The sequence below is a fragment of the Marinilabilia salmonicolor JCM 21150 genome (assembly GCF_000259075.1).
Lineage (GTDB): Bacteria > Bacteroidota > Bacteroidia > Bacteroidales > Marinilabiliaceae > Marinilabilia > Marinilabilia salmonicolor.
Genome location: NZ_AJKI01000010.1, coordinates 1 through 23,849 on the forward strand (window position 1 = coordinate 1; position 23,849 = coordinate 23,849).

The 23,849-nt window shown below is 40.6% G+C and carries 16 protein-coding genes; 3 read left to right on the forward strand and 13 right to left on the reverse strand.

Features of this window, described 5'->3' with window-relative positions; all coding sequences use genetic code 11:
• The coding region (locus tag W7W_RS22830) for a phage integrase SAM-like domain-containing protein (RefSeq protein ID WP_010662969.1) at window positions 1–742 on the reverse strand (742 nt) is incomplete at its 3' end.
• A gap of 498 nt (window positions 743–1,240) precedes the next feature.
• Between W7W_RS22830 and W7W_RS0106315 the strand changes: the two genes are divergently transcribed.
• Genes W7W_RS0106315 through W7W_RS21845 form a run of 3 tightly spaced genes read left to right on the forward strand, consistent with a single transcriptional unit; the run spans window position 1,241 to window position 2,825 of the window.
• Window positions 1,241–1,666 (forward strand): Arm DNA-binding domain-containing protein, encoded by a 426-nt coding sequence (locus tag W7W_RS0106315; protein ID WP_010662971.1) that lies wholly within the window; start codon window positions 1,241–1,243, stop codon window positions 1,664–1,666.
• A gap of 30 nt (window positions 1,667–1,696) precedes the next feature.
• The gene (locus W7W_RS0106320) at window positions 1,697–2,083 is read left to right on the forward strand and encodes an ISAon1 family transposase N-terminal region protein (RefSeq protein ID WP_029510409.1); all 387 of its coding nucleotides are present in this window, start codon (window positions 1,697–1,699) and stop codon (window positions 2,081–2,083) included.
• 19 nt (window positions 2,084–2,102) lie between these two features.
• Window positions 2,103–2,825 carry an ISAon1 family transposase gene (locus W7W_RS21845; protein ID WP_010662973.1) on the forward strand — a complete coding sequence of 241 codons (723 nt, stop codon included), beginning with the start codon at window positions 2,103–2,105 and terminating at the stop codon, window positions 2,823–2,825.
• A 515-nt stretch (window positions 2,826–3,340) separates the two neighbouring features.
• Here the strand turns inward: W7W_RS21845 and W7W_RS0106330 are convergent.
• From W7W_RS0106330 to W7W_RS0106390, 12 genes are all read right to left on the reverse strand, one after another.
• Entirely contained in the window at window positions 3,341–3,991 is a 651-nt protein-coding gene (locus tag W7W_RS0106330) for an HAD family hydrolase (protein ID WP_010662974.1), read from the reverse strand.
• A 15-nt stretch (window positions 3,992–4,006) separates the two neighbouring features.
• Window positions 4,007–5,152, reverse strand: a complete 1,146-nt coding sequence (locus tag W7W_RS0106335; protein ID WP_010662975.1) for an aldose epimerase family protein — start codon at window positions 5,150–5,152, stop codon at window positions 4,007–4,009.
• A gap of 74 nt (window positions 5,153–5,226) precedes the next feature.
• Window positions 5,227–7,725 carry a glutaminase domain-containing protein gene (locus W7W_RS0106340; RefSeq protein ID WP_010662976.1) on the reverse strand — a complete coding sequence of 833 codons (2,499 nt, stop codon included), beginning with the start codon at window positions 7,723–7,725 and terminating at the stop codon, window positions 5,227–5,229.
• Window positions 7,726–8,088: 363 nt separating this feature from the next.
• Window positions 8,089–9,243, reverse strand: a complete 1,155-nt coding sequence (locus tag W7W_RS0106345) for an MFS transporter (protein WP_025007003.1) — start codon at window positions 9,241–9,243, stop codon at window positions 8,089–8,091.
• A gap of 43 nt (window positions 9,244–9,286) precedes the next feature.
• Window positions 9,287–10,630 carry a glycoside hydrolase family 76 protein gene (locus tag W7W_RS21850; protein WP_010662978.1) on the reverse strand — a complete coding sequence of 448 codons (1,344 nt, stop codon included), beginning with the start codon at window positions 10,628–10,630 and terminating at the stop codon, window positions 9,287–9,289.
• A gap of 325 nt (window positions 10,631–10,955) precedes the next feature.
• The gene (locus W7W_RS0106360; RefSeq protein WP_010662979.1) at window positions 10,956–12,398 is read right to left on the reverse strand and encodes a glycoside hydrolase family 125 protein; all 1,443 of its coding nucleotides are present in this window, start codon (window positions 12,396–12,398) and stop codon (window positions 10,956–10,958) included.
• Between the two features lie 12 nt (window positions 12,399–12,410).
• Window positions 12,411–13,604, reverse strand: coding sequence for a glycoside hydrolase family 76 protein (locus tag W7W_RS0106365; RefSeq protein ID WP_010662980.1), 1,194 nt, complete (start codon window positions 13,602–13,604; stop codon window positions 12,411–12,413).
• 74 nt (window positions 13,605–13,678) lie between these two features.
• The gene (locus W7W_RS0106370) at window positions 13,679–15,832 is read right to left on the reverse strand and encodes a GH92 family glycosyl hydrolase (RefSeq protein WP_010662981.1); all 2,154 of its coding nucleotides are present in this window, start codon (window positions 15,830–15,832) and stop codon (window positions 13,679–13,681) included.
• Between the two features lie 541 nt (window positions 15,833–16,373).
• Window positions 16,374–17,558 carry a glycoside hydrolase family 76 protein gene (locus tag W7W_RS0106375; RefSeq protein WP_010662982.1) on the reverse strand — a complete coding sequence of 395 codons (1,185 nt, stop codon included), beginning with the start codon at window positions 17,556–17,558 and terminating at the stop codon, window positions 16,374–16,376.
• A gap of 109 nt (window positions 17,559–17,667) precedes the next feature.
• Complete coding sequence (locus W7W_RS21855; protein WP_010662983.1) at window positions 17,668–18,816, reverse strand: SusE domain-containing protein; 1,149 nt, start codon at window positions 18,814–18,816, stop codon at window positions 17,668–17,670.
• A 62-nt stretch (window positions 18,817–18,878) separates the two neighbouring features.
• Complete coding sequence (locus W7W_RS0106385) at window positions 18,879–20,498, reverse strand: RagB/SusD family nutrient uptake outer membrane protein (protein ID WP_010662984.1); 1,620 nt, start codon at window positions 20,496–20,498, stop codon at window positions 18,879–18,881.
• Window positions 20,499–20,522: 24 nt separating this feature from the next.
• Window positions 20,523–23,663 (reverse strand): SusC/RagA family TonB-linked outer membrane protein, encoded by a 3,141-nt coding sequence (locus W7W_RS0106390; RefSeq protein ID WP_157202449.1) that lies wholly within the window; start codon window positions 23,661–23,663, stop codon window positions 20,523–20,525.
• Between the last annotated feature and the right edge of the window lie 186 nt (window positions 23,664–23,849).

Below are 23,849 nucleotides of genomic sequence, written 5' to 3' on the forward strand. Positions count from 1 at the left end.
TGCGGCTCAATTCGGCTTCATTTAGATAGATGCTGTCTGTCTCTACCTGAATTTTAACAAAGCGATGTGACTTGTACCGTAGGTTTGTATTTATGCCGTCCTCCGTTGCTTTATTCAGAAATACTTTCAGGTTTTTAACGAACTTGCCAACGGTATTGGCTTTGTAGTATTTCGGTTCCTCTGTGGATCCTATGTTTTTTGTTTGGAGAAAGTTTATCCAATCATTATAAAAATCAAGGTCGATACTTTTGAAGTCAATAACACGCCCACCGGCAAACTCTTTGAGCAAATCAAAAGTCTTTATATAGTCCCGGCGAATGCGGTAATGTACTGGGCTGCCAGTTTTAGGATTTATGCTTTGCTCTGACTGCTCTATAAAATGGGAAATATAGTCAAACAAAGTGACTGGCTTTTTCTCAAAGCTTTCAGGGCTTCTGAATTTCTCAATACATTCAGAAAGCCACTCTTTGGAAAGTTCCCCGCCGTCTTGGTAAGATTTCAGGATATGCCTTTCCAATGCTTCCAGCTGGTCTTTATACCAGTCTCTTTCCGCAAAGTCTCCTGAGTTAGAAATTTTGGTGCGGGTTGTCCGTGCTTTTTGATTCCAAAATTTAGCCGGAATGCTTAGATGAGTTTTTGAATAGGTGTCCTTTTGACGATCCCGAAGCCTTACCCGAATATTAACAGGTTTTTTGGAGGTGTCGCTTAGTTGTGTACGAATAAAAAATTTTAATGAAGCCATCCTTTAAGCAAGTTAGAATTTACACAAACAAAGATATGAAATAGGGTGCAACTTTACAACATTTGCACCCTCTTTGCATTCACAAAATGAAAAGTAAAGAAACCAAGCGAAAAAACAGAATATTATCAAAGGCCTCTATTTTGTTGCATTTTAGGGTGTTTTTTTAATGATTTTAGCACTTGCAAGAAACACCTTTGTTTCACAAAATAAGTCCCGCCCGGATCACATTTTAACATTCATCCAAAACCAAAAAGCTGTAAATCGTTTGATTTACAGCTTTTTGTGTTTTTGGGGTATTCATCAAAAACCATCAAAAAACACAATGATGGTGAACAAACTGGTGAACAGATTTTTTTATTAACTTTGTTCACCAGCATCGCCACGAACAACTGGCTTTCTGTTTGTTACAAAAATTCTCATTTCATTTTTCCGATGAATTTTGAGCGTTTCCGGAGCAATTTCCGGTGAACAAATTGTCAAACATTTAACACAGTAACCATGGCAAACGCTCAAAATTTTACAGTAAGCTTCATCATTCGAACCGCCAGAATAACTGAAGGACAGGCACCTATCTATGCCCGCATTTCCATCAATGGCAAGCGAACCGAATTTTCCATCAAGAGATTTATCTCTCCGGAATTGTGGAATAAGGAAGCAGGAAAAGTAAAACCAAAATCCAGAGAAGCCTCTCAAATCAATCCTTACCTCGACAAAATCAGGAAAAGACTTTGGGAATGTTATTCCGAATCCCTCCTGAACAACAAAGTCATTACCGGATCCTACCTCAAAAACCTCTATTTTGGAATTGATGAAGAAGTCCTAAAAACAACCAGAGATTTATTTGAATACCACGACCTGACAGAGCAAGACAAGCTTGAAAAAGCCACGGATCACTCCCAAAAGTTGGGTCAAAATCTAAAATAGTTCATCTTTGCATTAAATAAATACATGCAGATGAAAGAAGATATAAATCAATCTTTGTTAGAGCTTATACTCCCCGAGGGTGTTTTGGATCACTTTAATATAGTAGGCTTGGAAAAAGGCGAAAGTGGAAAATATGTTTATGATAAAACATTGACTATCTATCTGGAAGAGAAGAATAAAATCCCTGAAGAATATAAGACGTATAAATACAAGTCCAGTGGTTTCATGGATTCTCGCCAGATCAATGATTATCCTATTCGTAACATGTTAGTAACCTTAAGTGTTAAACGGCGTCGATGGGATGTTGAGATTGATGGCAAAACAAAGAAAGTAACCAGAGATTGGAGTTTAGTAGCCCAGGGTACTCGCATGAGCGCAGAGTATGCTGCTTTTTTAAAAGAAATTAGTCGATTCTAATGCCATTAGTTGTCAAAGTGTGGAAACATACCTGGGCGTTAATGGACGCAACTTTCAACGTCAATACAAAGAGAAACTGAGTGATTTCTACACATGGAAGCAAGTGCTGCATGCAGATCGATACATTGTCTATCCCAAAAACCTCGGGCCTTGTTTGACAATCGACGAGACTGCTTTATCCAATGGTGAACTTTATACCATTATTACCAACAAAGCGAGAAAAGGAAAGAAAGGCACCATCGTTGGTATGTTTAAAGGCACTCAATCCAGTGATATCATCAAACTCATACTTGAGCATTACCCGGCTCAACAGCGTAAAATTGTTCGAGAAGTTACCCTGGATATGGCCGGTAATATGAACCTTATTATCAAAAAATGCTTCCCAAAAGCCACACGTGTAATAGACCGATTTCATGTGCAGAAACTGGCCTACGAGACCGTTCAGGATATACGAATAAAACACAGGTGGGAAACACTGGATGCTGAAAATAAAGCTTACAAAGATGCTAAAGCAAAAGGAATTGAATACATCCCTGAAATTCTAGCCAAGACAAAACGAATATGCATTTACGCCAAGGACATCCAGCGCATCACAGGCAAAAGCGAAAAAACCGGTTACCGCATCCTGGACAACATCCGTAAGCGCCTGGGTAAAGAACCCCATCAATTCGTAACCATCAAAGAATTCGCCGACTTCGCCGGCTTTGCTACAGAAGAAGTAAAAGAATACATCTACGACTAACCCCATTAAATTTATTAGGTTTTGCCCCTATTTATCCCTATTAAACAGCATTCTTATCCCTGACACCAATCAACAACCACAATCCTAAATAAAAACCCCCATTTCATTCGAAACACCCTATCTCCAAAAGCTCAAAAGAGACATCATCTTCACATCACTCCCCTTTTTCTTAAATACTATTCTCTTTTCTTTCCTTTTGCCTTACTTCACCAAAAAACAGCATCCCTCAAACAACCACAAAACACACAAAATCAATACAATCAAAATTGCATTTCATCCCTCAATCCCCTAACTTTGTAAATGACTCAAAAAGTCAAAAACGCTCAAACATCATCAAAACGAATGAGAACAAAATGGTGAATAACTAAAATCAGTAAAGACAACACTTTCATTTACAAATAAAATAAATTAACTCTTCTAATAAAAAAGCTGTAAATCAATTGATTTACAGCTTTTTGTTATATATCTCAACTACAGGTTTGGAGAATATTCTGTCATCAACAAACAAACTTATTTTATATAATACCTTCACCCGAATCAATAATATTCAAAATAAAAAGTACATCCTCCGGTGCATTGAAAATATATTTTGCGTCTGTCCCTTTTAAACCACTACTTCCCCATTTCGCTAAGCCAAAATCGGCCCCTATACCATCAGCACACCCAAAATCATAAATAGTATCACCAATGAAGAGTACTTCCTGAGCTTTTAAATTTGCTACATTTAGATACATTCTCATGCCTTCAGAAGATGGTTTTGCAATTCTATAATCATCTATGCATAAAGAAATGCTAAATTCATTACTTAAACTAAATGGCAAAAAATCATTGATGTATTCTTCACGGGTTTTAGAGGTTATAATTCCGACTTCTAAACCCATTTTCTTTATAGAGTCAATAAGGTCAACAACACCTGGGAATAACTTAACCTCTGAAAAGTGAGTTTCAAATTTCATTGTCCACAATGACCTTGCATAATCGACATCCTCTACTTTGAGCGCTTTTAGGGCTTTATCCATTGGAATACCCAAAACAAATCTAAGTTCATCTATGGAAAACTCTTTATCTTGAACTTCTTGTAAAACTTCCTGTAAGGATTTCATATCTGCAGACTCTGTATCAAGCAAAGTCCCATCTAAGTCGAAAATTATATGTTTGTAACTCATCTTTTAATATTTCTTTTACTTCACATCAAACTCATAAATTGAAACAGAGTTAAACACCTCTCCTTTATCCAGCAACACTGAAGGAAAGCCGGGCTGATTAACCGCATCGGGAAAGTGCTGTGTTTCCAGACAAAAGGCGGTACGAAAATGATCGTCCACACCTGATTTAAGCCTGTTTTCACTTTTCATGAAATTTCCTCCATAAAACTGCAAGCCGGGCTCATTGGTATATACAGACATCACAATACCCGTTTTATCTCCTCTTACCCGGGCTGCCAGTGACACCTTCTCTTCGGATGGATTGAGTGCAAAATTATGATCATAGCCATGACCATATTTCAATTGCACGCAGGCCGAAGTACCCAGCCTGGATCCAATCTTCACAGGGATCCTGAAATCAAAAGGAGTGTTCTCTACAAATCTCAGCTCTCCGGTAGGAATCAACATAGAATCAACGGGAGTATAAAATCCCGCATCAATCATCATGATGTGATTATTAATGGTACCACTTCCCTCGCCATTCAGATTAAAAAAGGCATGATTGGTAAGATTCACCGGAGTTAAGGCATCTGTTTTAGCCCAATACTTCATTTCTAACCAATTTCCGGAACTCAGGGTATATACCACTTTCACCTCAAGATTTCCAGGGAAACCCTCTTCCCCGTGGGGCGAAAAATACTTTAAAATCAGTGATGAATCAGATTCTTGTTCTGCATCCCAAACAACGGAATGAAAGCCCATTGCACCACCATGTAACGTATTTGGCCCGTTATTGCGTGTAACCGTATAATCCACCCCTCCTATGGAAAACCGTCCGTTGGTTATACGATTACCTACTCGACCAATCAAAGCACCATAGTATGGTTCTGCAGATGCCTGATATTCATCGATACTGGCGAAACCCAAAACAACATCGACAGGTTTACCCTCTTTATCAGGTACAATTAAACCTACAACACGACCACCATAATTGGTGATAGCCGCCTTCATCCCCGAGTCATTGGAAAGATAAAACAGACTTGTTTTCTTTCCTCCGATAACTTTTTCGAACTGATTTTTCTGTGGCAACAATCGCGTTTCATCACCATCTTTCTTTTCATCTCCCTGACAACCAACTATCATCAACAGCGATAAAAAAAGAAACTCCTTTAAAAACCTCATAAGATTCTGTGAAACTAAGATAAACCCCTCTCAGCAGGAAAACTTGCAGAGAGGGGCGAAATGCAGTATAATACTTATTCCTCAAGCATTTTAATAAAATACCCACCAACGACTGATCTTGCCTGAAATCCAACCTGGGTAGCATCGGTAGTTCGATACCAGTCACTCATAGGAACACGATCTGGTGTCTCGGTTACATAACTATGTAAAGGAGAAATAAATGCCTTAAAAGTTTCGTGATCATCAGCCAAAGTAGCCGTCCAAACCACCCAGTCCGATTTCGTATAAGTATCCCGGTTGTCCAGCGGAAGTCCGTATTTGTTTTGTTTTGTCAGATAATACTGAACTTCGGTTTGGGCAACCTCATCAGGAAAAATTCCTAAATCCAATAACTTATCCCAAACAAGATTGTATTTCTGACTCCAGGTTCCGGGTCGATCAAAAGTAAGCCGGTAATGATCTCCGTCATCTGCCATTTGCATCCACTCGCTAGCCATACGTTTAGCCTCCTCTGTGTATTTAGCTGCAATGTCTTCTTTACCCAGCATCTGAGCCAAACGCCCGTATCCTGCAACTCCCACAATGGCTTTTACAGACAGATTTACATTGTGGGCAAAATGACCGGCAAAGTCATCAGTACAGAGCTGGTTATCCGGATCCAACCCATTCTCAAGTAAATAATCAGCCCAGGTAGTCAGGGCCTCCCAGTGCTCTTCAGCATAATCAGCATTTCCCTCCACATCGGCTATGGCTGTTGTCAATATTAACATATTTCCAGACTCTTCCACAGGCATATCTCCTCCATACGTTTGACCATTGGCAATGGGGTAAGTTCCCACATCATGCGCAGCAAAAGGCTTATCCCACTTTCCGCTTTCCGTATAATAAAAAATAGGATTCATCATTCCTTTCAACAAATCGGGATTGTATTTCAGAAACAGAGGAGCTGAAGGATAAGTAATATCCACGGTACCTATTGAACCATTGCTGAAATTCTCTTTAGAAAGGAAAAGTATATTTCCATCGGTATCTTTCACCAATTTATGAGCTGCAATAGATTGACGAAATGCCAATACACAAAGATCTGCATAATCTTTACCTCCGGCAGCTACAGCTTCTTCCCACAACTGATTATCGAAAACGGCAAGCCGACTCATCACCGTTTCATAATCCATCAGAGAAGCAGTCATCACTTCATCAATAGTCACCGTACCTTCGCGGGTCCACCATGCCTTCAGGTTATCTCCAAAATATTGAATAGACTCAACATCATCGTAGGCAATCATTAAAAAATCGCCAGATGGTTCTTCTGAAACCTCACCCAGCTGCTTCACATAAGCCATGGCAGGCATGGATCGGTTCAGTTGGGCAGTCATTGTATCCTTCCCCTTCACTCTGCCTGATTCCACAAAAGACTTTTTAGCCTCAAAAAAGCCATCAATACCCAATGTAACTCCTTCCGTATTTCCTGCAGCCAAATAAAAATAGCCCCAGTCAATTCTGACATTGTCTCCTTTCTTCCCTAAAACAGATTGCTCTTTGGTTCCGGCCTTCAGATAGTTAAGCCCCTCACTCTCACCTTTGGAGACAGTTACCATCTGACTAACTTCATTCACAGCCCATTCGGGTGTGGTTTCAAAATAGACCTGCACATCATGATGTTGCCCGTCATTGGCAGCCACTTCATAATTGACATAATTAACCGGCCGGGACAGCAAATCAGGGTCGTCCGGAAGCAAAGGGGAAACAAAAGTGACTGTTAAATCAACAGGGCCACAAACAAAATCGTATTGTGTTTGAGTCGCAGAAAGGGAAACCTTCTTCTGCTGAGCGGTTTTCTCAAAAACCTCCTTCTGTTCACTTTCTTTATAAATCCCAAAATCCACATAGGCAAGTCCTCCTCTATCGAGACAATGAGCTGCAATAACATTCTGCCCCTCCAGATTCAGCAAAGAGACATCCAACTCCTGAACCACTTCACTTTTGGCTCTGTTCCCGGTATTAACAATCTCTTTGCCATTGATATACAACTCAAAGTCATCATCATGCGAATACACCAAAAACAATTTTTCATCCTGATTCACAACCGGCATAGAAAACTCCCGGCGCACCCATACCTCTTCGCTTTCCCAGGGTGTACCAATGGCATTCATACCGGGGGTACCAAATGCTGCAGGCCCCGCTTTCCAGTCCTGCGAATTAAAGCCACTGTTCTGCCAACCGGCAACAGGTGTCTTCAAAGTATAATCCCCTACCCAGGCACTGTCCTTAGCCATGGGAAGAAGAGGTTCTAACGGAATATCCTCTGAACCCAGGAAGCGATATACCTGGCCATCTACACGGACAGCACCAATCAGAGAATGAGTTTTTCCGGTCCAGTGCTGCACAGGCTTTTCATACAAGTTATCGGTCATAGACCACGCACTGGTATAAGGATCTATGGTAATCAAAGGATAAGCGGGAGCTCTAAGCTCTGTCATATATGATTTTACCGGTGCATTTGAATTGCACGATGAAAAAACAAGCATGATCGCCAGTAAAAAACTAAAATTATATAAGAAAAATCGTTTCATAATCATTTTTTTAACCAATATATAAGTGGAGTCATCCTACTCGCACCTTTTTTATTTTTATAAGAACACTTACTACTTTGCTAAACCCCTTTAAGAATTATTAACAAGAAGCTTTAGTAATTCCAAAGGACTCACTCAACACCTTGATAAAAAAACTTTGCACAACCGCATCTCCTGGTTTAGACTTTTTTAACAAATTACAAATAACATCACAATACTTCTTAACCTGCCTAATACATAAGACAGTTGAGGTGTAAACAGGCTGAAAGCACCAGGCCAGGACAAAGCCCTGTGATTAGAAGAATCCACCCCTTATTATTGGTCGCGTTGCGATCAATAATAAATATCTCCGAAATCGGTAAGCTATTTTTTCTCCACTTTAACAACAAATGCAGTAAATAAGAGATAAAGCAAACCAGCAAATATCACCAACAGCCCGCCGATTTGTCCTATGGCATCAGAAGCAAGGCCCATCAATGGAGGAAGAATAGCACCTCCGGCAACACCCATAATCATAAGTCCTGAAATTTCATTTCCCCGCTCAGGTCTTTTCTGCAACGCCAAAGAAAAAATAATTGAAAAGATATTAGCCAAAGCAAATCCAATAACGGCAACCATGGTAAAAATAAGAACGGTGCCCGACGAAATCATTAAAAGTACCATTGCACCTATTGCAACAAACATACTAATCTTAAAAAACCCTCTGGCAGAGAACTTTGCCAGCAATATAGCACCGGTCAGGGCTCCCACAGTCCGGGCCGCAAAATAAGTGCTGGTTCCCAGCCCTGCTTGCTCCAGAGCCATACCTCCACGCTCCATCAAAAGTTTAGGGGTAACCATATTCATCCCCACATCCGCTCCTACGACAAAGAGAATTCCAAAAAACAACAACAATATGGCACGATCGCCTAACAATCCAAATGCCTGACCAAAGGAGGTGGTGGATTCCACTCGCTCATCTTCCGAAATTGGTGTTAACCACAGCCAAATGGAGGATAAAAGGGTTGCTCCGGCAAAAATAGGAAACAGCATCTTCCAACCTCCCAATGTGGCAGCAGCAAATCCGGCTATAATGGGGCCTAAAAATGAGGCAATAGCCTTAATAAACTGGCCCAGAGTCAACCGACTGGTTAATTTATCCTGACTTACAACATTGGAAACAAGCGGATTTAGCGACACCTGCAAAATAGTATTACCTATTCCCAAAAGAGCAAACGCAATCAAAACAACGATATAATCATAGGCCACCAAAGGCACCAACATCGCACAAAAAGTGATGACCATACTAAGTAAAACAGTATTCTTTCGCCCTATTTTATTCATTAACATTCCGGTTGGCACCGAAAAAACGGCAAACCATAAAAAAACCATCATAGGTAACAGATTTGCAATCGAATCACTTAACCCGAAATCTGCCTGAACATAGCTGGTGGAAATCCCCACCACATCAACAAAACCCATGATAAAGAACCCGAATAATACGGGCATCACTTTTAAAAAAGAATTTGTTTTACTCATAGAAACTAAAAATTAATGACCATTAAAAATACATTATTGGTAATTATTCAACAATTAACTTCTCTGTTCTAACCTGATTATGCTTCTCCATAACAACAAAGTAAATTCCGCGTTCCAATCGGTTAATATTAACTTCAGTTTCACCACTAACTTCCGCCTTGGTTAAAACAATTTTTCCTGACATATCCATTACATTAATGTTCCCAAGCTCCATACCCATGTCAACAATAAAATACTCATTTGCAGGATTGGGCAATACTGAAAATCCAATATTGTAATCACCAGATTTTTCGAGCATGGAAGAAATTCCGGTTGACTTCAAATCGTTAAAAAGATGAACATTATTCATGATAGCAACCCCGGAAGAACTTTCCCATGCATTCAAATAAGCATCTGGCGCACGGTGCCACCATTGGCCCCACATCAAACCACTACTGTTTCTATTATCCCAAGCCTGTTGAGCATTGTAATTCAACCATGCACCATAAGTTCCTGCAAGCCCCCGGTCTGCAACGAATTTGCAGGCCCAACGCGCGAAAATGCCCTTAAATGCCTGACAATCAAAAGTGTCATATTCATCAGGAAGTAACCCGTTTGAATTACACATTTGATTTCGGGTGAAATTCATAGCTTCAATCGAATTAGATAAGTATGAATTATTATCAGTAATTGCGAATAACTCATTGCATGCTCCAATATAGGTGCCCTGTGTATAGGTTCGGGGACCTTCGGTAATAACAAAATTTCGATTGATTGCCCCGTTGATTTTCCCGTTTTCATACAACTTATCATTCATCCAACTTATGATATTTTCCGCTTTTGTTTTGTAATGAGATTCGCCGGTGATATAAAAAAGAAACATAGCAGTGAGAGCTGCCGGAGCATTAACACAGGCATTTTTTGTTTGTCGGTTGGTAGTCCACCAAATGCCACCATCAATCGTGTTGTCCCAACCCCGATCCCACACAAGATCAAAATTGAATTTAGCAATGTCCTTCATATAAGAATCGCCATGCATTAAATAGGCTCGAGCTCCCATTAATGCACCCCAAATCAAATCATCATTGTATATATTATTTGACCAGTTAGAACCATGAAGATCAACAAAGCCATAAAAAAGATCAGAAACTGCATTTCTCAATCCATTATCCTTACTAATAACGGCAGCATCTATCATTGTCTCAATCGCTTCAGCCAGCGTCCAAAAAGACAATGGATCATTCCGGTAAACATCATGATAATAAAAAGCTTTACCTGAAGCATAATTATTATAGTACGCATTATTGTAACAATCGGCTGCAAGCTTAGCCTCAGACCTTGAGGGTTGAGCATTAAGCCCTGATACTATGCATATACCAATAAATAGGAAGAGTAGATTTTTTTTCATTTTAAATAGATTTGGTTAGCGGGTATAATGGTTACCACATACCAATATGGCATGTGGTAACCACCTAAAACATTCCCTTGTCAAGTTTATAGACAAACAGCAAACTAATTCTTGATAAATTTAACAGGAACCTGCTTTTGAGCATCGGCCATTTGCAAGCAAAACATTCCCATCACAAGACATGTAGTAAAAATCTTTCCTTTCATAACTTAAAATTTAAAATAACAAATAAATTAGTCACTTAAGTTTATCTTGTCAGAAAAAGACCCATTTCCCATTTTTACAGAAAGTATGCGGCTTTGAACCAATAATCGCCACAGATTTATTATACCTCCAGCAAATTACTCTTTCCAGAATCAACGAGTTTAAGAATCAACTCTCCAAACAAAGTATTTACCCAGGCAAACCATGATCTGGTAAAATTTGAGGGATCATCCTTGTGAAATGTCTCATGCATAAAACCGGTATCCGCATCGGTATCTCTTAAGGTTTTAATACACCATTTAATCTCCTTGTCATCATTACTGGTCATGGCTTTCATAATTATACTCATGGGCCATATCATATCGTAACCAATATGTGGACCTCCAATACCTTCAGCGGCTTTACCTTTAAAGAAATAAGGATTATCATAGCTCCATATCAATTTCCGGGTATTCGCATATACAGGGTCATTCCTTTTAACAGAATCCAAGTAAGGCAAAGCAATCAAACTTGGGATATTGGCATCGTCCATAAAAGTGGCATTGCCATATCCATCCACTTCAAAAGCAAATACATCGCCATATTTGGGATGCTTCACAATTCCGTAGTCTTTGACAGCCTGATCCACCTCTGCTGCTAACGCACGACATCTTCCGGCAAATGACGTATCTCCTGTAACCTGCTCACTGATCTCGGCCATTTGTTTCAGAGATATCACTGCAAAAAGGTTTGAAGGAATTAAAAACCCAAATGTAGTGGCATCATCAGAAGGACGGAAAGAGGAGTTTATAAGCCCCACCGGTTTCACCGGACGTCCAAGCCCCTCATTGGAGAGGGTATCCAATTGTCTTTCGGTTTTTCTTTGGAACTTATAGGGCCCTACACCATCTTTTCGCTGTTGTTCGACAAAAGTGTTATAGATGAGCTGAGCTGAACGTTTCCAATCCTGATCAAACACCTTAGTATCGCCGGACACTTTCCAGTAATTATAGGCCAACCGTACAGTATAACAAAGAGAGTCTATTTCCCATTTACGTTCGTGAAGTTCGGGCTTCATATCAGTAATATCACTCATCCATTCGGTATCCGGATCGGGCTCTTTGTTGAACGCATTTGCATAAGGATCAACCAGAACACACTGCGTTTGTCGGTTTACAAGACCGGCAATCACATCCTTCAACTCCTTATCTTTATTTACCAATGGCAGATAAGGCCATACCTGAGCAGTTGAATCTCTTAACCACATGGCATGAATATCCCCGGTAATCACAAAAGTATCGGGCCTGCCATTCTTCATTGAAAACTCAACTGTTGTATCCAGGGTATTAGGAAAACAATTCTCAAACATCCATGCCAGTTTAGGATCATTTATTTCTCTTTTGGTCTTTCGGATGGTTGCTTCAACAGCCTTAGAAGTAAAGTTTCGCTTTCCTTCCGGAGGCCGATTGGTGACATAAGATGCGACTGCACTACCTGCCACGGAAGATGCCAAAACAGGTCCGGACAACGATAAGCCGGCAATGGCAATTCCACCTTTTTTAATAAAATCTCGTCTTGATGTCATAAAATTCAGTTTTTAATAATATTTAGATATCGATGCATAAAATTCAATCATACTGGCCTGGTCAAGAAGCCATTTAGGATTTCCATCATCTCCGGCAGCCCAGCTTTTACTGAACAATCCGTTTTCATCCCGTACATGGTGCCATAAATAATCCAGATTATCTTTAAAGACATCTATATATACAGGATTGTTATTCACGGCATACAACTCCTCAAACCCCCTGAACATAATCACATTAAACCAATTATCCGTACCCTTAAACAACCTGACATCATCCCCTTCAGGGATAGAAAAGCTCTCGGTAAAACGGTTTATTGCAGATTCAGCAATCACCTCTGCTTCGGACAGATAACAGGCTTCCCTGGTAATTTTATATATCATTACAGCAGCCTGAAGCATTTGACCCGTATTGTAAGTAAACTTTCTCCGATCAATTCTGCCATCCAAAGCTAAATTATCGAAATATAGATGATCCTCAGGATCCTGTAAATTATCTTTTGTCCAATGATAGATCTTCTTTCCCCAGTCCAAATAGTAGTCATCCTGAGTCACCTCAAACAATTTAAAGGCAAGGACCGCTGCAGGAGCATTTGAACAGGTGTTTTTTGATGCTTTCTTTTGTTCACACCAATAAATACCCCCTCCCAGTTGACTGTCCCAACCACTCAGAATAAACTTCCAGAGCGTCTCGGACCTGTCGAGATAGGCCTGTTCGTTGGTTAACTGAAATGCTTCCAGAAAATCAATGGCCAGCCAGATATTGTCATCATAAAACCGGTCACTCTCACCTGCCTGAACAATATAAGACTGGTAACAGGCCGGCTCACGTTTATCATCATAATAATTCTCAAGCCCCGGAACAATGATCTCATTCAAAATCTCTTCATAATCGGAATCATGCGTTTCTCTCAACAATGCATTTACACCCGAGAATATTCCCGATGTAGGCCAAAGATAGGCAACACGCTTCCCTTGAAGCGTATCTTCACCGGCCAGGTAAGTTGCTTTATTACTCTCCTGATAAGGATAGGTTTCATTAAACAAATGCTTAAAACCTCCATCATAAAGTTCCAGCACACGATTGAGTGTAATCTCACTCTTTTCAAGGTATTGTGATGATTCACGACCATCATTAAAACCCGTCAACAACGATGTAGCCATGATAAGGCTCGCACCTAAAACCATTTTCCTTTTTCCATTTCCCATACCATCTGATTTTAATTGATCAATGTAATCTGTATTTTTGAACTTTGACTTCTCTATATCCTTCAATGTCCAGTCTAATCAACATTAAGTTCTTGCTCTGTAGTAATTATTAAATCATCGCAATGAACTAGGTCTTTGTGCGACACAAAATATCCATCTACCGTGGCATCATCACACGAAATGAGGGATATTTCTTTTCCGGTGCCTCTTTTCTGAATATTCACGGTATGCTCACGGCTCAAACGCAGTTCAACTTTGTCGAAAAGAGGAACTGAAACGATGTATTCATCATCTGCAGGAGAATATGGATACAAGCCCATTGCACTAAATACATACCAGGCAGACATCTCTCCAGCATCATCCATTCCGCAAAGCGCAAGACCTGATTCTCCCATTCCATAAAAATGATTCATCAAAGAATCGAGAAGTTGCTGAGATTTGTTTTGCTTACCCACAAAGTAGTACAAATAAGGAAAACTATGATCGGGCTGGTTGCCATGACAATATTGTCCAATAAAAGAAGATACATTTCGCGCAATATAGTTCCCATTCCACGGAACAGAGAACAGGGAATCCAACTTACTTTCAAACAGATCGGCACCTCCATACAATTCAATTAGCCCCTTTGTATCATGTGGAACAAAGAATGATGACTGCCAGGCATTCGCTTCCCTATACATATATTCATAATAAGGATATTCTGCATTAAAGTTACTTACCCATTGACCATTCTCAAGCCGACCGCGCATTAATCCGGTAGAAGAATCAAAAAGATTTACGTAATTCCCGCTGCGCTGCATCAACATTTCATAATCTTCCTCCCTTCCCAATTGGCGAGCCAACAGAGCAACTGCGTAATCATCATAAGCATACTCAAGAGTTTTGGTAACACCGGCTTTTGCCCTGGTTTCCACATGAGGGCTGTCCACTTCCGGTGTTGCGATATAACCTTTCTCCATATACTCACTGATAAATGGACGCGTTCCACCCTCAATAGTGGCATTCCTTAACAGTAAGTTATAAGCTTTTCCCAGATCAAACCCATTTATACCTCTTAGATAGGATCCGCTTATAAATGGAGCTGCATGATCTCCATGGAAAAATGTAGGAATAAAACCGGTAATTTCGCCCCTGTCAATCAATGACCGGATTACATCATTGGTAACCCCTGGGGACAACATTCCCAGCAAAACAAGTTTATTTCTATAGGTATCCCATAGCGACGGGTTGGTATAATATTTAAAGTCCTTCTTTACAATCTCTCCCCCTACATTAAGAAATTCTCCATTCACATCGCTTCGTAAGGCAGGCCATAGAAACGAACGATACAAAGAAGAATAAAACAGCTCCTTTTGCCGCTGTGTTCCACCTGAAACTTTTACTTTCGAGAGCAATTGCTCCCATTCCATTGCAGCATCCCTGCGAACCTCTTCAAACTGTTTCGTTCCAACCTCGCTCTGAAGATTTTCCTTTGCATTTTCAACACTCACAAAAGATAGCCCGATTTTTAACTCGATCATTTCAGTATCATTGTCAAAAGAGATCACAAACAGGTGTTTCTGACCGTTGGTCAGTGAGTCGAGGCTTTTTATTGATTTGTTTGTTTCCGCATAAAAAAAGATTTTATTTCCTGTTTCCTGATATCCTTTTAATACCTTCTCTCCTTCCTGCTCCAGATTCCAGCCGCGAACTCTTTCATTGGATCTGGAAAGATTGAACAACAATTTCCTGTCTCCGTTCTCGCGAAACCTGTATTGATGATACCCGCAACGAAGCGTTGAGGTTAATTTTACATCCGTCTTATAACGGTCAAGAAAAACTTCGTAAAAACCCGGGGAAGCATCTTCCTTTTCATGGCTGAAGGAAGAACCAAAATCATCAATTCCAAAAGAACCGGAAACAGGCATTACCGGAATATTGCACAAATTCCAATGCCCTTTATTGGTATGTGTAAATCCGGAAATTACCGAATCTTCATATTCATATCCTGCTCCACTTCCAAACTCTGTAACAGGGCTTAACTGAACCATTGCATTGGGTCGGGATGCGCCCGGGAAAGTTAATCCGGCCCAAACCCGCCAACCCTCACGGGGAATGTACCCGACATCCACACTATCAACCAACGGAGCCGTTCCAAGAAAAGGATTTACATACTCAGTAATACGGGGTTGATAATGGCTGCACCCAAGAGTTAAAAGACCAAGAATTACAATGACTGTTTCTTTCATCCGTATAAAATTTACTTATTATAGTCGGATTGAACTCGCAATCCCTTTATACATGCACTTTTGTAGCAAGTTTGAGGAATCAAAGTTCCATACTCGTTTCATCCGTATAATTTTAATCTAAGTTATTGATCTTAACACTTCATTGATCCACTGTAAGTGTTTGATAATTTATTGCTTATGCACCCAACAATGGAACGCGAAACGCTCTTATAATAAAAACTTTGCGTCTTTGCATCTTTGCGTTTATGCTTTTTTTAACGGCCTATTGTGATCTTAATAGGTCTATGATTACACCTACTCAAAATACAATACAGAAAGGCAATTTTCGGGCCCTCTCTTCAAACAAATGAAACCTCAAAAATCATCTTTCTGTATTTTAAGAAATGTTCAAAAACCACCCGACTCCCGAAACCTGTCAGTGATTCTTCAAGCAAACTGAAACCAGTGAAAATCTGGGGCTTTCAATTGGCAAAAACAGCAAACCATTATTCAAGGTAATCCGATGGTTTTATCACAAATCCCAAAACCAATACAACAAATCTCACTTTAAAAAATCATCATTTTCAAGTCGGGCCATTGCTTCTATCATTGTAGCCCCACTAATAGCAGACCGAAGGTCACCCCACACAACATCTTCTCCGGGATATTCCCACCAGCTATAGCTGAATTTTATATCAGCCTCCTTTTCTGTTCCATGTGTCCACAGGTAGTTGGCATTATTTTCCAAAAACGGGATAAATTTATTCCGATCACTTTCAGGTAGATCGGGATGCTGAATGAGGAGAGTGAAGTATCTGACAAAGATGCCTTTAAACAAGTTAACATCATGTCCTCCGCCATTATTTCCGGCCTGCTCTCCAAAGTCTGTCATCACCCGGTTATTGGAGTTAACATTGGCACTTATGTGATATCGGGCAGCCTTAATTGCATCGCGCATATAGACCTGTTCTCCGGTAATGTTATACAATTCAATCGCAGCTCCGATAAAAGTTCCGACATCGTAGGAATAGTCACCGTTGGTATTGTCAAACTGCTCATAAATTCTTCCGGTTGACAACACCATACGATTATATTTCATCCATTCATAAATCCGAACGGCCCATTCCAGATTATTAAAACCGTCAATAACCTCATCAGGATACTTCTGATAGCGCCGTGCTGCAATAATCGCTGCAGGACCATTCGCCGGAATACCTTTGTCTTCCTCAAGCTCATCCGACTGCTCTCTCCACTTGATACCTCCACCCTGATAATCAGTCCATCCCTGGGTTATCCAGTACCACAGATCTTCTGCAGATTCCTTGTATCTTTCATCACCGGTTGCTTCATAAGCCCTCATATGAGCCATTCCATGCCATCCCATGTCATCATAGTACTCATTTCTCCAGGTATCACCATACCAGTTTTTAGCTTTTACGCCTTCGTAAAAGTTATAAATTGCAGTTTTATAGCGCTCATCCCCGGTTCGGATATATGCATCTACTAAAACATCCAACCCATGTGCTTCAGGCCAGTAATCATTCCAGGCCACCTCTCCGCTAAAAGTATTGTTAAACACGTGGTATTCTGTATTCCAGTATCGGTCCACAAAAGCAGGGGTGCTACTATCTGCTGCCGCCACCCAAGAGTAGTCAGGAAATTGATTCACTTCGATATACTCATCCTCATACGAACCGCAAGAGAAGGCAATAAGCCCTGCGATAATACTAATAAATACTTGTCTCATATAATCTGTTTTTTCAATAAAGGAGTTCTCAAGAAAACCTTCAAATCCACTCTGACATCGGATAAAAACACCTCTTGTCCGGAAATTCTTGGGAACTCCTAAATTTAAATTACTCTGTTATATTGCTAAAATCATGAGTATAGTTCTTGTCGGCTGTCATTGAAACAGTAACATCGGTAAAGTATCGGTCGAGATCGTCACCATCACACAACTCATTTGGAAACTTAAATGGACCGTCCCAGGTTCCGCTTCCTACAATAGCCATATCCCGATATCCTTCCCGATCAATACCGGGTCTGCCGTCAAAGAAAGGCTCACCTTGTCCCCAATGCTCTTCCTGTCCGTCAACCATAAAAACAAACTTATAACGCTCATCAAAACCCCAACTTGTTTCTACCAGTTGAACATTGTAGTTTTCCAGTTGCCAAACACCGCCTCCTGTATAAGTAAATGCTTCGCGCGCCTGGGTCCAGCAAAAGAATATCTCCACACTATTAATCTGTTCCACTTTTGCGGAAGCGGATTCAAAATCAAGGGTGATGCGATATTGGCCTGATTCTGCAACCGTTGCACCTTCTGGAATACTGTAAGTTTCTTTAAAAGAGACCTGATCTTCGTTTACCATAAAGGTTCTTTGAGTATCTCCAAGTTCTGAATAGAAATAATAAGGTTGATCAGCTTCCAGGCTGGTGAAAATCTCATATACTCCAATTTGATCAGTTGCTTTGAAGCGTTGTCCATCCTCGGATCCTTCGCCTGTAATAAACAGTTCAGCACCTTCCAAACCATTAATACTGTTAAGACGGATAAGTGTAAACGTTCTGGACTCTTTTGCCTTTTCAAAATTGAGTCCCCTGTTCGAACGAACTGTCCATTTCAGCACACCTTCTTCCCCCAACTCAATTCCGGCTTTTGCAGCAATATTGTTTATTGTTTTGTGGGTAATGGTAGCTCCGTTAGAAAGTCCCTTATTATCAGAAGCAACAATATAGAGAGGATCTGAAAAGTCTCCATCCGGTGTATCAAACAAAACTTCATAATACACAATGCTGTTGTCGGCAGCATAAGCCTTTGACCATTCAAAAAACAGACTTCCGGAAGGTTGTAATATGGTATATTTTTCGTTTTCAGGTTCATAAAGCTTCTCAACCGGGGTCACCGACACATCTTTAAACTCCTCATCCTCACTACAACCGGGAAGAAATCCCAAAGCAAGAATTACCACTGCGGCGAACGTAAATATCAGTTTTGATTTCATTGTCTTTGATTTTTATGTTATTGTTCGGTTTCGTCTCAAAAAATTTCTGTTGCATCAACAGATTAGTATCCGGGATTTTGGCCCAGGGTAGGATTAATGGTACGCTGCTCTGCGGGTATCGCCCACAGATAATCTCGGTTTTCATTAAAGCTACCATTATCATACCTATAATAATCAAGAGTTCCACTGCTCATATCAAACTTAGCCCCTCTATAGGGTTCGTTCAATACGATCTCTGCGGTCTCCCATCTGCGAATATCGTAAATCCGGGTACCTTCCAGTGCCAGTTCAACCCTCCGCTCATTACGAATTACAGTTCTTAATGCCTCCTTACCTCCGGAAGGCATGTCCATTGCCAAAGAGGTATTGTCAAAGCCGGCACGCTGACGCAAAGCTTTAATGGTTTTATCCCAAACGGCAGCATCCATCTCCCCGAGTTCATTCATAGCCTCAGCATACATCAGAAGAACATCAGCATATCGAAGTGCAACAAAATTAATATTACAGTCCCAGCTCCCAACAGTCCAGGCCTCCGAGCTCGAGTCATAATACTTTCTGTAGAAATATCCTGTCTGTGTTCCATTTTCTCTTCCGATCCGGTCGTTGGTATCATTATCAGGATCATTGGGATCCACATTGACCACATAAGTTGTCCCATCTTTTTGAGTAATGGTGCTATTATGATGAATAATGGTCATATCCATTCGGGGATCACGATCGTCATAAACATCTTTTGTTTCATCCCATGCACTACCATCTTTCATCAAGTAGGAATCAACCAAATCCTGGGTGGGACAAGCCAGAGTATATTGTACGTTTGGAAGGCTGAAAGGCACATAGGTTGAAATTTCGCCCCATGTCAGGTCTTCCGGTACAAACTGAATATCCAAAATTATTTCGTCATTATACTCATTGGCCTTATGAAACAAACCCTCATAATCAGGGAACAATGAATATGCCCCATATTCTGTAATGTTAACAAGCTTCCCGGCATATTCTTTCACCAGAGGGTACTCATTAAAATTAAGCGCCACCCGGGCATTAAAAGCCACCGCTGCCCCGGAAGTTATTCTCCCCCGATCTTCTTCAGCATATTCCTCTTTGGCAGGCAAAATCTCTGCTATTTCCTCCAACTCCTGGTGTATCCAGAAAACGATATCATCCTGTGGAGTTCGGGATATACTTTTTGCGATGGGTAAATCAATATCCTTCGTAAAAAAAGGAATATCACCATACCAGTTGGTGAGCTGAAAATAAAGGAACGCGCGAATAAAGCGGGCTTCTGCCTTCATCCGTTCACTAAGCTCCTCATCCATCGGCACTCTGTCGATGTTCTCAAGAAAAGTATGCGTTGTCTTTATTCCTGCATAGCAATCCTTCCAAACATCATTGAATAGGGTATTGGTTGCATTAGCCTGCCCATTACTAACTACCCGAACATTATCGTTTCCATAACCATTGTATAAATTGTCGCTCAACCGTTCATCACGGAACACCCATCCCGGGTTGTTCATCTGCCGATAAGCCATATTTAAAAGAGATGCCGCTTTCTCCGGGGATGTCCAGTAGGTTTCATCCGTAAACTGATCGGTAGGCGTAACCTCAAGTTCAACGCACCCTGCCGATAAGACCAAAAGAAAAAACAGACTCCACAATGTATTTTTTAATAATACCGGTCTCATATTTTTCTGTTTTAAATGATTCAACTAAAATTTAACTTCAATTCCGCCACCATAATACTTCAAAGTAGGATAATTCCGACCGCTGTTAGCTCCTCCGGCATTCATGTTATTCCCAAACTCGGAAGATTCAGGGTCAATAAAGTCATTCTTGGTAAAGGTCAGGAGATTCTGTCCGCTCAAATAGACTCTGAGATTAGCAATTCCAACCTCACGGGTTATTCGTTCCGGTATTGTATATCCAACCTGAAGGTTTTTCAACCTCACATAAGCGGCATCGTAAATATTTCTATCTGATGAATAGCTATAGTTATTAGAGTAGGAAGGTGATGAGCTGTTCACCAATCTTGGATATTTAGCATCTGTATTTCCGGGATGCCAATAATCCAACTGATGTTCAAACATCACATAGTAATAGCTTCCGTGAAAAGGTTCCACCATTTCTCCCCGCAAAGCCATATCGCGTTTACCTACTCCCTGCCACAGCATATCAACATCAAATCCTTTCCAGTTCATGTTATAGGTAAAACCGAAAGTGTAACGGGGGAAAGCATTGCCAAGAATATAACGGTCATTATCACTAATTACACCATCCCCATTTCTGTCAACATATTTGGCATCACCGGGATGCACCATGGCACCCACCGGCAAAGCAGAGTTCTCGATTTCATCATAATTTTGAAAAAAACCATCAGATTTATAACCGTAATAGCTGTGCAACGGCACTCCCTCTCGCCGTAACCTCTGAATCTCATCGGAGTAAAAAATTTCCTGATCACCGTACTTAACCAGCTTATTAAATGAGTCCCCAAGATTCAAACCAAAGAAATGTGAGAAATCACCATGGTAAAGTCTGTAATTGACAGACAACTCCCAACCAAGATTACTCATTTCACCGCGGTTTACATCAGGAAACGCACCCCCTAAAGTACCGGGAGTTATTGGGGCCAACAACATGTCACGCGTGTACTTATAAAAATAATCATAAGAAACGGACAAACGGTTGTTTAAAAATGTTGCATCCACACCAATGTCATAGGTTTCCATTTTTTCCCAAGTCAAAAGTTCATTCCCGAACTCGTATCCGGTACCTGTTACTGCACTGTTATTGAACCCATACTGATTGGTATAAATATTATAGGTTGTCATAAACTGATAATCTCCTACCGACTGGTTTCCCAAAATGCCATAGGAGCCACGGAGCTTCAGATCACCAAACCGATCCTGCCAGAAAGAGAAGAAACTTTCGTCGGAAATCCTCCATCCCAATGAAACAGATGGAAAAAATCCCCATCGATTATCCTCTTTAAATCTCGAGGAACCATCGTATCTTCCGCTCATTTCCAAATAGTAGCGATCGAGATATGAATAACCGGCACGTCCGATCCATGAATAGAGAGCTCGTTCACTAAACCCGTTAGGGGTATTGTAACTTCCGGTATCATAAATGGTATTATCTGTGTCCTGGTACAAGTCGGGATCTACAAAATGTCTTCTGATTTCGTTACTTTCCCTGCGATAAGATTCGGAGGTATGACCAAATACCGCATTCACTTTATGAATTTCATTAAAAGTTCTGTTGTATTCTAAAAGCAACTGGGTATTCAACATGGTTGACTTAGCATTGAAATCCTCAATGTGAAACTCGTCAGAACTTGCCTCATTCACAATCAGGTTGCGATCTTTGTAATCATATACCGGATAATATCTGCGTTTAATCAAGCGGTGCTCGGACTTTAAATCATATCCTAATACTGCTTTTGCTTTTAACCCTTTCCATATATCAAATTCTCCGGTCACAATTCCCTGAAAGTGGTCATTATCATTCTTGGTAGTACCTCCCTCATACAAAGAGGCCAAAAAGTTTCCACCTGTAACAATCTCATTATTGTAGTACTTCCCATCCTCATCGGGATAGATATCATAAGTATTGTAAGTGGGAACACGCATAACATCAGAAATCCATAAACCGCCTCTGTCGGACAAATTCTCGTTTCTGTTATAGCCCATAACAGTAGTTAACTTAAACTTTCCAAACTCGGAAACAAGATTGGTCCGGAAGTTATACCGCGAAATACCAAAATCGGGTCCTTTAAAATTGCTTTCCTGATCATAATACCCGAAAGAAACATTGTAAGAGGTATTTTCGGTTCCACCTCTGACGCCTAAATTATAGCTCTGTTGCAACGCATTTTGCATAACAGCCTCCATCCCCCATTCACTATCGCCATGCGCAAACTGTGCAATTTCTTCGGGTGTATAAACAGGGTTTGCTCCAGCATTAACATAAGAGTCGTTTCTCAACAATGCATTCTGGTAACCGCTGACAGGAGTCAGAAGGATATCAGGCTCCTGAATTCCCCTGGCAATATTTAAGGTCACTTCGGGCTTCATATTGAACCTACCCTTTTTGGTGGTCACCAGGATAACCCCATTACCTGCCCTGGATCCATAAATTGCTGCCGTACCTGCATCTTTCAGAACTGAAACACTTTCAATATCGTTCGGATTCAACTCATTCATATCCCCAACATTATCAGCAACCATCCCGTCGATAACCAGCAACGGATTATTATCACTGATTGTGCTAACCCCCCTGATGTTAATGTTCATGGAGTTATCATTGGGATTCATGCTGCGTTGCTGAATAATCAAACTGGGAGAGGTCCCCTGCAATGCCTGTGTGAGATTAGCAACCGGCCTTCCTTCCACAGCACGCGACTGCACCTGATCCACGGCACCCACAAGATCTTTCCTTTTAGCGGTACCATACCCAATTACCACGACCTCGTCCAAATATTCGGAACTGGTTTCCAGAACAATGTCATAAAAATTCTCATCCCCCACAGTTATCGTCTTATCTTCATACCCAACGTATGAGATTTTCAGTGTCGCTCCGGGAACCACATCCATCTGAAAATTACCATCGATATCAGTAATTGTTCCATCGGTGGTACCTTCAATGTAAACGGCGACCCCAACCATGGGCCCTTCTGCATCTCTAATTTTTCCGGTTATTGTTTTCTTTGAATCATCCTGTTGAAAAACAAAGGATGAATTCAACTTACCATTATCGGCAAATGCGGGTTGTAATCCACATAGAACCGAGGCAAAAAACAAAGCTCCTAAAGCGCTCAGCTTAAGAAAAAGCTTTCCCGTTTCTGTCATAGTATTACCTTTTTTGATTGAAAAATCAGCCATATAAAACAGCTGTTGTATTAGTAGATATTAGAGTTACGGCATTCATCTGTTCAAAATCACGAAGAGTTTTGAAACACCAGAATGACACCTGGTGTTAAGCTGCTCAAGTTTTTCATTTCCACTTTTTCACAGTATAAATTCACCATACACCAT